10 protein-coding genes are annotated in these 13,141 nt (G+C 68.9%); 1 reads left to right on the top strand and 9 read right to left on the bottom strand.

Going from position 1 to position 13,141, the window contains the following annotated elements; all coding sequences use genetic code 11:
• Positions 1 to 150 precede the first annotated feature (150 nt).
• The gene (locus DWV11_RS16850) at positions 151 to 1,614 is read left to right on the top strand and encodes an HNH endonuclease signature motif containing protein (protein WP_115790076.1); all 1,464 of its coding nucleotides are present in this window, start codon (positions 151 to 153) and stop codon (positions 1,612 to 1,614) included.
• A gap of 140 nt (positions 1,615 to 1,754) precedes the next feature.
• On the opposite strand, the gene DWV11_RS16845 is transcribed toward DWV11_RS16850, so the two are convergent.
• From DWV11_RS16845 to cobA, 9 genes are all read right to left on the bottom strand, one after another.
• Positions 1,755 to 3,098 carry a patatin-like phospholipase family protein gene (locus DWV11_RS16845; RefSeq protein WP_115790075.1) on the bottom strand — a complete coding sequence of 448 codons (1,344 nt, stop codon included), beginning with the start codon at positions 3,096 to 3,098 and terminating at the stop codon, positions 1,755 to 1,757.
• Positions 3,095 to 3,529 carry a hypothetical protein gene (locus DWV11_RS16840; RefSeq protein ID WP_245953745.1) on the bottom strand — a complete coding sequence of 145 codons (435 nt, stop codon included), beginning with the start codon at positions 3,527 to 3,529 and terminating at the stop codon, positions 3,095 to 3,097. Before DWV11_RS16840 ends, DWV11_RS16845 begins: the two co-directional genes overlap by 4 nt.
• The gene (locus DWV11_RS16835) at positions 3,526 to 4,008 is read right to left on the bottom strand and encodes a DUF1772 domain-containing protein (RefSeq protein WP_115790074.1); all 483 of its coding nucleotides are present in this window, start codon (positions 4,006 to 4,008) and stop codon (positions 3,526 to 3,528) included. Before DWV11_RS16835 ends, DWV11_RS16840 begins: the two co-directional genes overlap by 4 nt.
• Positions 4,005 to 4,958, bottom strand: coding sequence for an acetoacetate decarboxylase family protein (locus DWV11_RS16830; RefSeq protein ID WP_115790073.1), 954 nt, complete (start codon positions 4,956 to 4,958; stop codon positions 4,005 to 4,007). Before DWV11_RS16830 ends, DWV11_RS16835 begins: the two co-directional genes overlap by 4 nt.
• Positions 4,955 to 6,025: an alpha/beta hydrolase gene (locus DWV11_RS16825; protein ID WP_245953743.1), complete on the bottom strand. Its 1,071-nt coding sequence runs from the start codon at positions 6,023 to 6,025 to the stop codon at positions 4,955 to 4,957. Before DWV11_RS16825 ends, DWV11_RS16830 begins: the two co-directional genes overlap by 4 nt.
• Positions 6,022 to 8,064 (bottom strand): hypothetical protein, encoded by a 2,043-nt coding sequence (locus DWV11_RS16820; protein ID WP_210725778.1) that lies wholly within the window; start codon positions 8,062 to 8,064, stop codon positions 6,022 to 6,024. Before DWV11_RS16820 ends, DWV11_RS16825 begins: the two co-directional genes overlap by 4 nt.
• Positions 8,061 to 10,721, bottom strand: coding sequence for a GMC oxidoreductase (locus tag DWV11_RS16815; RefSeq protein ID WP_115790072.1), 2,661 nt, complete (start codon positions 10,719 to 10,721; stop codon positions 8,061 to 8,063). The genes DWV11_RS16820 and DWV11_RS16815 overlap by 4 nt, the downstream gene beginning before the upstream one ends.
• A gap of 94 nt (positions 10,722 to 10,815) precedes the next feature.
• Complete coding sequence (locus DWV11_RS16810) at positions 10,816 to 11,973, bottom strand: uroporphyrinogen-III synthase (RefSeq protein ID WP_115790071.1); 1,158 nt, start codon at positions 11,971 to 11,973, stop codon at positions 10,816 to 10,818.
• Between the two features lie 10 nt (positions 11,974 to 11,983).
• Entirely contained in the window at positions 11,984 to 13,027 is a 1,044-nt protein-coding gene (gene cobA, locus DWV11_RS16805; protein ID WP_115790070.1) for a uroporphyrinogen-III C-methyltransferase, read from the bottom strand.
• Between the last annotated feature and the right edge of the window lie 114 nt (positions 13,028 to 13,141).

Here is a 13,141-nt window from a genome sequence, read left to right as displayed (position 1 = left end):
CCGTGGGATCAATGGGATTTGGTCCCTCGTCGGTTCGCTAAGTCGGAACTCGATACGGAATCGGATGGGGCTCCGGACCCCTGTGGGGGCAGTTGGCCAGACCGGCCGGAGGAGCCTTATTTTGTCAGACCTTCTTGCTTGAATTGGTTCATGGAGAACAGCACGGCACTGGCCCAGGCGCCGGGGAAGCAAGTCCTTCCCGTCGATGCGCTGGCCGACGTCGTGTCTTCTTTGGAGTCGCTGGAACGCGTGCAGTCGCGTTTGCATGCGGTGCGTGAGGGGCTGCTGGTCATGGCCTCGCAACTAGCGGAGGCGATGGAGGACGACGGCGGCGTGTCGGGTTCCGGGTGGCGGCCGCCTGCGCGGGAACTGGCTCAGCGGTCAGTGGCGGCGGAGATCGCTGCCGCGACCCGGATGAGTGACCGGACGGTGCAACGCCAGATGGGCCAGGCGGTGGAGCTGGCCGATCGGTTCCCGGTAACCTTCGATGCCCTCTCGGCTGGTCGGATCAGCCTGGCCCATGCCCGGGTGATCCAGGACGCCGGGACGGTGCTGGAGGATGCGGCCTCCCGGGCCCGGTATGAGGAAGCCGTGCTGGAGTGTGCGTTTCGGCAGGCGCCGGGACGGGTCCGGCGGCTCGCGGTTCGGGAGGCCGAGAAAGTCCAGTCCGGGCCGCTGGCCGACCGTCATGAGCGGGCGCGGAAGGACCGCCGGGTCTGGGTGAACCCCTTGCCGGACGGCATGGCCGAACTCGGGGCCGTGCTGCCCGCCGTTGTCGCGTACGGGATCCACGACCGCCTCACCCGGATGGCCCAGGCTCATGCAGACGCAGCCAAAGAACATGACTACGCCACAGAAAACGGCGCAGGTGCCCAGGCCGGCCGAGGCGCCGGAGCCTCCCGCACCATGGACCAGCTCCGGGCCGACCTGCTCGCGGATGTCCTGTTGCGAGGCGCCCCGACCGGGCACGACACCCGCGAGGGCATCCTCTCAGCGATTACGGCGAGGGTCGATATCACCGTCCCGGCGCATACCCTGATGGGCAGTGAAGGACACGGTGCGGCCTCCGGGCCGGGCACTGACGAACCCGGCGCGGACGGCACTGCCGAACGTGGCTCCGCCTCTGGTTTTCGCGGTGCGGCCGAGCTTGACGGGCGGCACCCGATCGATCCGGACACGGCACGGATCTTGGCCGGGGCGGCCCCGGGCTGGAACAGGGTCTTCACCGACCCCGTCAACGGCACCGTGCTGGCCGTGGACCGGTACCGGCCCGGCGAGGACCTGCGGCGCCTGCTCAGGGCCCGGGATTCGCGCTGCCGCTTCCCCGGATGTGGCATCAAAGCCCGTGACCTCGACCTGGACCACACTCACGATGCGGCACTGGGTGGTGCCACCGAGGCCGCTAACCTCGCGGCCTTGTGCCGGCGCCACCACACGCTCAAACACCACAGTGGGTGGACAACCAGACAAAGCGGAAACGGAAACCTGGAATGGACCAGCCCCACCGGTCGCAGCTACACCGACCGGCCGCCCACACCGGCCACAAGCACAGCGGGGGACATCCGCCCAAGGCCCGGCGACCCGCCTGCGAAAGCAAAGCCACCGCCCTTCTGACCTCACGGGTCGGCCCCTGCCCCGCCGGTGTGCCTTCCCTCATGTGCAGCCGGCTTTTCCGCCCTGCGGAGCGGCGGGTGATCGTGTGCCCGCGTCGTTCGTGCGTCTCCGCTACCCGCGCGCCCGTCACCCAGCCGACCTCAGTACTTCTCCAGCAGCTCCCGCAGCCCATTCCCGATGAAGCCCGCCGCCGCGGAAGCCCGGTCCAGGAATCCGTGCGAGCCCACCGGCTCCACCGAGGCGATCAGCGCCGCGGCATCGCCCAGGGCCATCCGCACTTCGAGGGCCGGGTAGCCTTCCAACTCCAGGACGGCGGTACGGGAATCGGTCCAGGCGTCCGGCCCGGGGTCGTCGTGGAAGGTGCGCGTGACCGTCAGCTTGTGCCAGCCGCCGTCGAGCAGTATCTCCGCACGGTAACGCAGCATGTCGCCGGAGGCCTCCACCAACCCGCCGGCGAGGAAACGCCGGGCACCGAAGCGCTCTGAATCGAGGAACCCCGAAAGCCGCGCACCGGTACCGGACGATGGCATCTCGACGACGGCCGTGAACTCCACGTCCTGCCCCTCCAGCTTGCCGCGGAGCCGGTCCGTGAACCGGACGCCGGGGGACGGCTCGCTCATAGCGGTGCAGCGCTCGTCCTTCGGCAGCCCCTCCGGCGAACGGGAGGCCAGGTAGGCCCGGGCGTCCCGGTAGCCCATGGCCACGAGCGCGTCGGCGCTGATCCGGCCGAGATAGAACTCCGGGTCCAGCGGCAGCGGGTGCTCCGGCCTGATGACGTGCAGCACGAACTCCCGTCCGGTGGCCTGCGCGGCATCGAAATCGGCGAGCAACGCGCCCATGGCACTCATCTCGATCATGTGCACGTACTGCTCCAGCGGCCCGTCGCCCCAGTACGGCGAATTCCCGATGCACCAGATGAGCCACACTTCCTCAGCCCCGCGCCGCAGCGCCTCCTGCACGTTGGCGTCGCGCACCCACACGGCGTCCGTCCAGATTTTCCCGTCACGGTGCAACGGAGTCAGGAAGATCGGCAGGGACATGCCCGCGGCCATGAGTTCGGCGTCGATCCCGGTGGCGTCGAGCGCGTGGCAGCGCTTGCCGGTGAACTCCACTACGTTGAAGGAACCCCCGACGGCGCCCGGTTCCGTTGCGCGGCTGCGGATGGTTCCGGCGTCGATCCCCAACGCCGGGAAGACTTTGTTGAGGAGGCCGTCCGCGTCGCCGAGCGCGGGAAGGGACCACGGCCCCTTGAAGTAGTCGCCGAACGGCAGGGCCGAACCGAAGTCCTTCACGTCCACCGTGGACCAGCGGGCGCACATCTCCTCGGGCCCGATCCCGGACAGCAGCATGCCCGCCGTCAGGATCCCGCCGGAGGTGCCGTCCACATGGCTGAATTCCAGTCCTTCTTCGGCCAGGGCCCGCACCACCCCGGCCTGCCACGCCACCCGCATCCCGCCGCCGGCCAAGACCAGTGAACGATTCATGGGCGCACCACCCCTTTCCAGTAGACGCCGCGCCAATAGACAAAACAGAGCACCGCCGTCGCGAGATCGAAGATGGCAACCGCCAGGGCGGTTGCCGCGAACACGCCGTTCAGGACACCGATCCCGACGGCGGCGAACGCCCCGGCCTTCTGGAGGCCGGCCCAGAAGATGACCTCGGGGGCGGCGTCGCGCTTGAGCAGGGTGTGCAGCAGCAAGCCGCCCACCACGATCATGAACATGCCCACGGTGCCGAACAGTTGCAGCGCGAGCGGCGTCGGCTCGGCACCCAACAGGCGCAGGATGAATCCGCCGAAGGGAATTTCCGCGACGCCCGTCAGTGCCGTGATGACCGCGAGGATCGCGAGCACCGCGCGCAGGGGGTCTGCCGCGGCCCAGGCGGCGGGGCTGGTTCTCGCAGCCACTGTCTTCACAGGTAGGAGTCCAGTAGCCGGCCGCGGTCCACGATCAGCCAAACCATGGCAAGCCACACGAGCGTCGAAACGTAGAAACGGATGTCATTGAGAAACATCCAGCGCCGCAACAGAGTGCGCAGTTCGGCGTCGTCCTTGAAGTCCCCGCCCCGGATGCGCACGTTGATGGGAATGATGATGCCCTGTCCCACCAGGGTCAGGGTAATGATGCCCAGCAGGCAGATCGCGGCCGGAATGACTCGGATACTGCCCCATTCGCTCCAGACGAGGATGGCACCGGAGATGAACATCGGCGGCACCACCACGGTGAAGAACTTGGTGGCCTGCCGGGTGGGGATCCCGAAATGCATGTCCACGTTGGCGCGTTCCAGCGACTCCCAGGTGGGGTAGAGGAACCACTTCAGCACCCACATGGTGCCCACGTACATGGTGGCGCCAAAGAGGAAGTACAGGACATTCAGCAGCAGCAGCCAGTTCACGACGACGCCTTGACGTTCCCGGGGATCCTGCTGCGGTCCGGCGGTTCCAGCCACTCCTGGCCCTGGCCCAGCCCCACCACGCTGTCCATCATGTCGCCGCCCCGCTGGGCCTCGGCTTCCGCAGCACTGCGCGCGGTGAGGAACCACGCTTCGTAATGGTCGTCCAGCACGCCGTGGGCTTCGGGCAGCCAGGCCGTGAAGATCGGCTTCTCCGCCACCTGCAGGGTCTTGAGGAGCGCGACGCCGGGGGCGTCACCCAGGATGAGCCGGGCCTTCGCCGCCTTGCCGAGGGCGAGGTCGCCGGTGGCTTCGAAGTAGATGTCCGACTTCCAGAGCATGCCCCGGAAAGCGCAGTAGTTCGAGGCTGCGAGCTTCAACGGCAGGCCGGCGGGCTCGGGCCGTTCGATCTCCACGAAGCAGCCGAGCACCCCGTCCTTGTCGTACTGGGCCGACACCGTGGAGTCGGTCACCACGAAGTCCAGGTTGGCCTGGTGCTTGGGCATGCCCCAGATGCCCTTGCCGCCCTTGACGGAGATCTCCGTGCTGACCGGCAGGTCCACGACGAACTGGCCCAGGCCGAACGTCTTCTGGAAGAGCAGGGGCAGCAGCGGAGGCACCGGCCGCCTGCCATGGGTGATGGCGATGGCCAGGGAGTACTCGATGTACTTGCCGATGTCCGTGGACTTGTAGTTGACCACGGTCACCACCAGCAGGCCCTTGCCGCCCAGGCTGAACGGGCGCATTTCCTCCCCCGGCAGAATGGCCGCCGCGGCCCGCTTGTTGATGGGAAATGCGGCCATGAGCACCGGCGAGTCGTCCGAGTTGACCGGCATGGAATAGGGGATGCCGTCCGCCCGGGCGAACCGGCCGCGCAGTTCGTTCTGGCGCCGTGGCAGCGGGGAAGGCATGAGCCGGAGGAACCCGGCCAGCAACCCGTTGAGTGTGTTCATGAGTCGAGCTCCTTGCCTGAGTCCAATGAATTCAATTCCTTGACGATGATCGGGAACGTGTCCCGCCACGCGTGGGCGCCGAAGAAGACGTCCAGGTGGCCGTAGCCGGGGATGAGGTGGAGCGAGTCCTTGCCGGGACGGTGCTGCTGAAAGAAACGGAAGGTGCGCTCCTGGCTCTCGGGCAGGAAGCAGCGGTTGTCCTGCCCCGCGAGGAAGGTGAAGCGGGCATCGGTCCGGGGCGCCTGGGCCTCGTAGTTTTCCGGCAGTTCCGGATGCGACCCGGCAGCCACCATGTGCCCGGCACGGATGCTGCGGCCCATCTCCTCGAAGAAGCTGACCGGGACCTCCGCGAACTCACCCTTGATCCATTCGTGGGTGGCCTCGTCGAGGTTTTCGTGGGACCACAGCGCCGGCCTGCCGCTGCCGTAGGTGAAGCTGACCAGCTTGCAGACCGTGTTATCGCATTCGTGGTGGGTGGCCTTGACCAGGGAGCGCACGAACCGGCTGAAATAGCCGTTCGAGCGGTTGCCCCAGGCCGGGGAGAGGTAGGGCGTGAAGGCTTTCACGATCGGCGTGAAGTGGTCGATCTTCAGGCGCGAGAACGCCGGCACCACCGGATGCAGGGACACCGCGTTGGAGATCACCGTGTCCACCCGGGGCAGCAGTCCCGCCGCGGCGGACATCGTGAACGAAGTAGAGCCCTGGCAGTGCACCACGGCTTTGAGCGTGTCCGCTCCGGTAGCCTGCAGGACGTGTTCGACGGCGGCCGGATGGTCGTGCACGGCGGCGTCGCCGAGCGTCCAGGACAGCGGGTCCAGATCGATCGAGGCACGCCAGTTCAACATCCAGACGTCCCAGCCATCCTCCAGCAGTACGTCCACAAGAGTGGTGGGAAGGGGCGGGCGGAACAGTTCGGCGCGGACCCCGGAGCCGTGCACCAGCAGCACGGGTCCCTTGGCCGCCTCCACGGGAGACGTCACGTGCACCAGGTTCAGCGGAACACCGTCGCCGGCCCGGAACGGGATGACCTCGCTGCGGTGTTCTGCCCGGGTGATGGTCATGGTCATGGCTTGCTTCCTTCACGGTGAATCACGGCTGCTGCGGCGGTGGGGGGTGGGGCAGTGGGTGCTGGGGTGTCGGTTGCTTGGGCGGCTCCCGGTCGAGTGGGAGTCGGCTGGATGGTGATGGGCTGCTCAAGCAGCCGGACGGCCGGCAGGCCTGAACTTTGAGACGGAACAGGGCGGAGGCCGTCATGCGCGTCTTCAAGATCCCAATCCCTGCACACGGTCTCCACCAGGAGGGGGTGGACGGTGAGGCTGCCGTCAGGATCGAGGCGCATCCGCAGGAAGCCCTTGTGGTCCTCGACGGCCTGGCCGGACATTTTCCACGAGGCCACCTCCCCGCCGGGGGTGCGCAGGATGTAGAGGGCGAACGCTTCGCTGCCGAGGACCCAGCCGGATATGTACACGACGGCGAGGACCAGCAAGGCACCAAGGCCCGAGGGAAGGGGGATCAAGGCGGCCAGGACGGCCAGGCTGATGCCTGCGCCCAAGGCGGTGAACTGGTAGAGGACGCCGCGGAGCATGGTCAGCACTCCGCTCCGGTGCCGGAGCAGGCGTGTCCGGCCGAACAGCTTCCAGAACACCACCAGCAGGCACAGGGCGAGCAGCGGGCAGGCGACGCCGAAGACCAGGGCCCGGGGCAGGCCCACCGTATCGATCGCCGCCATGAGCGGGAGGCCGCGGCCGCTGCTGTAGACCACCCAGCCGGCCAGGAAGAACACGGCATGCACGAGTCCCAGCAGGGGACCGAAGCCCGGGTTCCTGGCCGCGAGCCAGTAGGGCGAGAACGGATTGGCCAGGCGGAGTCCGAGCTGCCTGCTGGTGTTGCTGGAGGGGTGGCTCCCGGGGGCGCGGACGAAGCGGCGCCCGCCGGCGGGGCCGGCCTGCCGCCGGGCCGCGGACGGCGACGCGGCGGACAGCCCGCGCTCGCGGACGGGATCCGGAAGCCGGAGCTCCTGGGGCAGCCAGTGGGTGTCCGAAAGGTACGCCCCGCCCAGGCCGCAGGTGATCAGCTGGACCGGGCTGCCGCCGTCGGGCGCAGCTTCGGCATAACGGGAGTAATGGTGCAGGTCCCCGCTCAGCCAGAGCCGCACCGTGGCGCCGGTGTCCTCGAAGAGTCCGGTCCGCGGGTTGAAGCGGCGGCGCAGGTAGTCCTGTTCGAAGAAGTCCGCCTGCTGGAAGGCCCGGTCGCCTGGCTCTTCCGAGTAGACCCACGACGGCGAGGCCAGGCACAGGATGATCGAGTCGCCGGGGACGAGCCGCGTGCTGACGTTGCGGTAGAAGTACTCGAGTTGGGGTTCGTCGATGTACTGGCCCAGCTGGCTGTCCAGGCCCAGGAGCCACCAGCCGGGTGTGTCCGCGCCGCCCGAGAGCCGCACCGCAAAGTAACTGCGGTTCTGCACCGTGCGCCAGGAGCCGATGCTGCGCTGCCGGGTGAAGACCCGGATGAAGGAGGTGAGTCCGTCGTACCAGTCGTGGTTCCCCGGCAGGGCCAGGAGGATGTTCGCCGGCGGGCACGAAGCCGCCGGCGGACCGCCCGCCGCGGGCGCCGGGAAGGCCGCGCGGTACGGGCCAACCATGCGATCCTCGTAGCGTCCCGGGGACGCCACCGGGTAGACCTCGTCCCCGCCGAGCACCAGGACATTCGCGCGCCCGAGTTCCATCCCGTCCACCGTCAGCTGCTCCTGGGCAAGCAGGAGGGCTACGGTGTAGGTGGCATCGAAGCCGTCGCCCAGGTCCGCGGTGAAATCCAGCCACAGGCCGTCGCGCCGGGAGAGTGCCGGTTCGTGCGGGACGGCCTCGGGCAGGCCGCGCTCCACGGACGGCTGCGCCGCCTGACCAGGGAGCGGAAGGCGGTCCAGCTCGAGCGGCGCGCCGGGAAGCCCTGCCTCCAGCTCGCGCTTGTCCCCGAAGTCCGCGAAGACCGTTGCGGTCATGACCTTCAGGGCGGTGCGGCCCAAGGCGATCGGTGCAAGCCAGCGCACCGCCTCCCGGGGAGTGAAGCCCAGGTCTTTGCTGTGCAGTGCGAGCTCTTTGCGCTTCATCGCCGTGCGCGGTTGCCGTAGACCCGCCAGAGCTCGCCGAGGAAGAAGTTCCCGAACGAGGCCAAAGCCGGCAGCGGTTCCGGGCCGACTGCCCGGAAGGTGGTGAGCTGCTTGGCGAAGTCCAGCGGGCGGATGCGCAGGATGCCGCAACCGGCGACGGCGGACGCGTCCGGGGATTCCCATTCGGCCGACGGCGGCTGGCCGGGATCCGGGGGAGGCACGTGCCCGCGCACGATCGTGGCGTACAGGGTGGTGGTGTCCGCCCAGGAATCCAAGCCGGCTTCGTTGTGGATGAGCTTGAAGCCGGTGAAGGTGAGCGGGGTGCCGCCGGGGTCGCGCAGCCACAGCCGGTAGAGCATGCGCCGGGCCGGCCGTCCGTCGGGGGACGCGTCCGCCACGAACTGCTTGAACCAGCCTTTCTCCACGGGCAGCCGGCCGCCGAACTGGTCCGCCAGGACGTAGCCCTCGGCGTTGGCCTGGTGCAGGGGGTCGGCCACGAAAGCGTCGATGTCCGGGGCCGTGATGGTCAGTTCGAACATGATCCGGCGGTCCCGGTCCCGGCCCAGGCTGAGTCCCTTCGCGGGATCGGTCTGGCCCGGGCTGAACCAGCCGTGCATCTGTTCCGTGAAGCTCACCGACGTGGCGGTCGTGGTGGCGTTCGCCATGGCCGGCGCGCCGAGCCCCCGTGTTGCGGCCGGCTTCGGCGCAAGCGGATGTTCGGGTTTGGCCGCCTTTCCCTTGGTGGCGTCCGGCGCCAGGACACGCAGCGGTTCCGCGGGGGAGTCAGCGACGGCGCCCGGCGCCTGTCGTGCGGAAGCCACCGGGCCGCCGTCGTGCTGGAGCGTGTCCGGCGAGATCCCGCGTGCGGCGGGCCGTGTGCCTTCAAGCAGGCGCCGGCAGGCGCGCTCGGCGAACGCCGCAATGGTCAGGGACGGGTTGGCGCCCACCGGACCCGGCATGGCCGCACCGTCCACTACGAACATTCCGGGGTAGCCGAACACCTCGCCGTACGAATCGACCACGCCTTCCGCAGGATTCCGCCCGGCAGGGGCGCCGCCGATGGGATGCACCGTGATGACCCGTTTGGCCCACCAGAGCGGATTGTCCACGAACTCCCCGCCCAGTTCACCTGCGAGGTCCGCCATGGTCTTGCGTACCCGGCCGAAGTACCCCGTGGACGTGGCGAGCGTCCAGTCCACGGCGAGCCTGCCGTCCTGCAGGCTCAGCACGCCGTCGGGGATGTCGCGGCCCATGCCCAGCAGCGGCAGCGAACTGGCGGACAGGCTCCCGTCGCCCAGGGCCGCGGCGAGGTCGGCGGAAATGTTGGAGCGGCGGGCTTCGAAGAGCCGGTCCTTGAGCAGTTGGCCGGCCACCCGGGCTGTCCGGCGCACCACCTGGCCGAGCTGCCCGGTTTCGATCAGCCAGTTCATGAAGGCGGGGTAGCCCGCGTCCTCTACGTAGTAGCCGCGGCCGGTGCCGCCGTCCACGGTGTCCGGCACCCGGATGGCGGTCGTGATGACGGGCCCGCGGCTGCCGGAGAGGGTGCGGATTGCCGGGACCTTGCCGCCGTCGTGCATCTTGGCCCCCATCACGAAGGTCAGCAGGTCGCCGTTGCCGCTGAAGCGCGTGCCGAGGGTTTCACTGAGCCCGGGCAGGGACGCCCGGTTGCGCAGGAGCAGGAAGTTGCTGCCGAAGGTGCCGGCGCCGATAACCAGGTTCCGGCAGCGGATGATCCGTTCGTATAGCGGAGCGTCGGGGTTCTTCGGATCGTGGACCACGTAGCGGACCTCGTAACCGGAACCGGAGTTGGCGGCACCGCCGTTCCCTGAGCCGCCGTTCCCCGAGCCGCCATGGCCGTTGCCGAGCGGCCGGATGCCGCGCACATCGTGGAACGTCCGGAGGTCCGCACCGGCTTTCTTCGCCGCGGAGAGGTAGTTGTGGTCCAGGGTGTTCTTGGCCCCGGAGTTGCAGCCGAGGTCGCACTCGCCGCAAAGGGTGCAGGTGGTCCGCACCGCGCGCTCGCCGTGGACGCTGCCGTACGGGGCGGCAGCCAAGGGTTGGTTGGTGCCGGGCTCAGCGCCAGGCGAGGTGGCGAACGTGACGGCGATCGGCGGCCGCTTGATGGACAGGCCGAGGGCCGCGGCGCCCGCTTCCATGGCCAGGGTCTTGGCCGTGTCCTGATAGGGGTACGGGACCGGCTGCAGCATGGCCTCGGCGTCCGCGTAGAAGGGCTCGAGGTCTTCGTAGCTGAACGGCCAGTTTTCATAGCCGCCGCCGGGGACCGGGGACTCCTTGACAAACCACTTGGGATCCTTGCGGAGCAGCACGTTGGCGTAGATCAGCGAACCGCCGCCCAGGCCGCTGGACACCAGGCCTTCCATCCCGCGGAAGGTCCAGGCGTCGAACAAGCCATAGAGCCCGCGGTCAGGGTCCCAGAAGTTCCGGCCCATCTCCGCAGGGCTCCGGGCGAAGCTGCCGGGGGCGTAGGCCTTTCCGCGTTCCATGAGCACCACGGATTTGCCGGCCTCGGCCAGGCGCAGGGCTGCTACGGAACCGCCGAATCCGGAGCCCACCACCACGGCGTCCACGGTCTCAGGCGGTCCGCTGGAAGCAGATCCGGAATGGTCATCCTGTTGATACTTCCCCGGCAAAGTCATGGCCGTTCCTTAGGAGCAGCTGCGGAATATAGCGACATATTCCCACCGGCCACGCAATCTGTCCATGCCTTGGAGTAATTGCCGGAACAGGCGGTCAGACGCGCAGGCGATAGCCCCGTTTCACTACGGTTTCCACGAGGCTGCCGTCGGGGAGCGCAGAGCGCAGGCGGCTGACCGTCATGTCCAGCGCGTGCACCGAACCGCGAAGTTCCAGCAGCTCCGAGAGGGACTCCCGGGAGAGCACAGCGCCGCCAGCCCCGAGCAGTGCCCGCAGGAGCAGCAGGGGGGCCGGGGCAAGGTCCACCACTTCGCCGTCGATCTTCAGGCAGCGGCCGCGCAGCTCCACCTGCCCGGCCCTGGTGGCCAGGCGCCGCACGTGGTTCAGCGCGAGGTGCTCGGTGACCAGGCGGATCAGCGCGCCCATGCGGTAGCGGTCCGGAATCAGCGGCGACAGTCCTGCGTCGACCAGCGGCTGGGCGGTGACGGGCCCGACGGCGGCCACGGTCACCTGCGTCTTGAGCGCCTCGACCAGCTGCTGGTACATGCCCATCTCGTGGGCGGTGCTCCACAGCGCATCAACGGCGGGCGCGCTGGTGAAGGTCAGCACATCCAGCTTGCCACCGCAGGCGGCCTCGATCAGGCGCGGAAGCTTGTCGCTGCCGTCGGGCTTCACCCAGCGGTAGGGGGTGACGGTGAGAACCGTCGCGCCGGACATCCGCAGCCTTTCCAGCTGGCGGACGTCCGTGTAGCCGTGCAACTGCACAGCCACCGTCTTGCCGCGCACACCCTCCTGGAGCAGCATGTCCACGAGTGTGGCGGTGGTTTCGTCACTGCTGATCCCGACGTCGGCCAGGCCTGCCGCGCGGACGGCACCGCGGGCCTTGGGGCCGCGGACGAACATGCGGGTGGCCGAGAGAACCTCCAGCAGTTGCTCGCCGATGCCGAAGGAATCCGCTGCCTCGCACCAGCGGCGCATGCCGTAGGCGGTGGTGGCAATGCAGATGTCCGGGCGCGCCTCGATGATGGCCCGGGTGTCCTCGATGAGGGCGGTATCCTCCTGCACCGGGGCGATCTTCAGTGCAGGTGCGTGCAGCACCTCCGCCCCGCGGCGCTCAAGGGCATCGATCAGGTCGCGCGATCGGCGGTGCGACGTCACTCCGATCAAAAATCCGTCCAGCGGGGTGTCCGCTGCGGATTCGACGGCGGCCTGCGGCGTGTTCGCCTCGGCAGTGATGGTGGACGTGGTGCTCATGTGGGTCCCTTCAGGCTTCAAGGAGCGAAGCTGCGAGGCGGTTCAGGTCAGCGGAGGCAGCGGCATGATTACGGCTGGCCATTGCCACCCCGACCACCTCGCCGATGACCAGGACAGCCGGGTTGCTGCAGCCTGCGGCCGCATTTTCGATCGTACCGAGTTCGGCGATGGTGGTCCGCTGGCCGGGACGGTAGCCCCGTTCGACGACGGCCATCGGCATGTCCGCCCGCATACCGGCGCGGCGCAATCCCGCGGCGAGCTGCGGAAGGGTGCCGATGCCCATCAGCACCACAATGGTGCCGCCCAAACCACAGAGTCCAGCTAAATGAGCGTGTTCCTTCCCGGTCAGCGGAGCGTGCCCGGACACCACGGTGAACATGTGGCTGACCTCGCGGTGCGTGACGGGAATGCCGGCGGCGGCCGGGACCGAAATGGCGCTTGTGACGCCCGAAATGACGTTCACCGGAACGCCCGCGGCCACGCAGGAGGCTACTTCTTCGCCGCCGCGGCCGAACACGAACGGGTCCCCGCCCTTCAGCCGCACCACGTTCTCGCCGGCCAGCGCCGCCTCGACCATGAGCTTCTCGATGTCGCCCTGGGTGACCTTGTGGTGGCCCGGCTGCTTGCCGACGTCCACCAGCCGGCCGCTGGTGAGCCGCTCCAGCTCCTGGTAGGGGGCCAGACGGTCGTAGAAGACGACGTCGGCATCCCGCAGGGCATTCACGGCACCGACCGTGAGCAGGTCCAAGGTGCCGGGGCCGCCGCCGACCAGGGTCACGTGGCCTGCCGGGCCCGCCGCGGGCTCCGCCGCCACGGGGATGCCTGCCGCACGCGAACGCTCCAGCAGGGGCTCCCAGCCGGGCTGGCCGTCGTCGACGGCGGCAACCAGGAAGGGACGCTCGGGAAGCGGGCCGTCGCCGGGCGCCCCCTCGGGAACGCTGAGCCGGAAGACCCTGGCGCCGGCTGCCTCGTAGCGGCGGACCGCCTGGCGGGCGGCGGTGCCGGAGCCGGTGACGAGGACGTCGCGGCCAGTCAGGTCGATGCTGAGCTGCATGGTCAGTTCTCGCTTCCGTTGGTGGAGCTGACGCGGACGGGGATGGTGGCGCCGATGAGGATGCTGCCTTTTTCTTCGTTGGTGGCCGGGCGGATCTGGCCGCGTTCCGGGACG

This window comes from Arthrobacter silvisoli, from assembly GCF_003369445.1.
Classification (GTDB): Bacteria; Actinomycetota; Actinomycetes; order Actinomycetales; family Micrococcaceae; genus Arthrobacter; species Arthrobacter silvisoli.
Note: the sequence above shows the minus strand (reverse complement) of the source record. Positions and strands in the feature narration are given on the sequence as shown.

Bases quoted from the DNA above. Each gene is read 5' to 3' on its own strand.
- DWV11_RS16850 (WP_115790076.1), top strand. From the start codon at position 151: ATGGAGAACAGCACGGCACTGGCCCAGGCGCCGGGGAAGCAAGTCCTT.
- DWV11_RS16845 (WP_115790075.1), bottom strand. From the start codon at position 3,098: ATGAATCGTTCACTGGTCTTGGCCGGCGGCGGGATGCGGGTGGCGTGG.
- DWV11_RS16830 (WP_115790073.1), bottom strand. From the start codon at position 4,958: ATGAACACACTCAACGGGTTGCTGGCCGGGTTCCTCCGGCTCATGCCT.
- DWV11_RS16825 (WP_245953743.1), bottom strand. From the start codon at position 6,025: ATGACCATGACCATCACCCGGGCAGAACACCGCAGCGAGGTCATCCCG.
- DWV11_RS16820 (WP_210725778.1), bottom strand. From the start codon at position 8,064: ATGAAGCGCAAAGAGCTCGCACTGCACAGCAAAGACCTGGGCTTCACT.
- DWV11_RS16815 (WP_115790072.1), bottom strand. From the start codon at position 10,721: ATGACTTTGCCGGGGAAGTATCAACAGGATGACCATTCCGGATCTGCT.
- DWV11_RS16810 (WP_115790071.1), bottom strand. From the start codon at position 11,973: ATGAGCACCACGTCCACCATCACTGCCGAGGCGAACACGCCGCAGGCC.
- cobA (WP_115790070.1), bottom strand. From the start codon at position 13,027: ATGCAGCTCAGCATCGACCTGACTGGCCGCGACGTCCTCGTCACCGGC.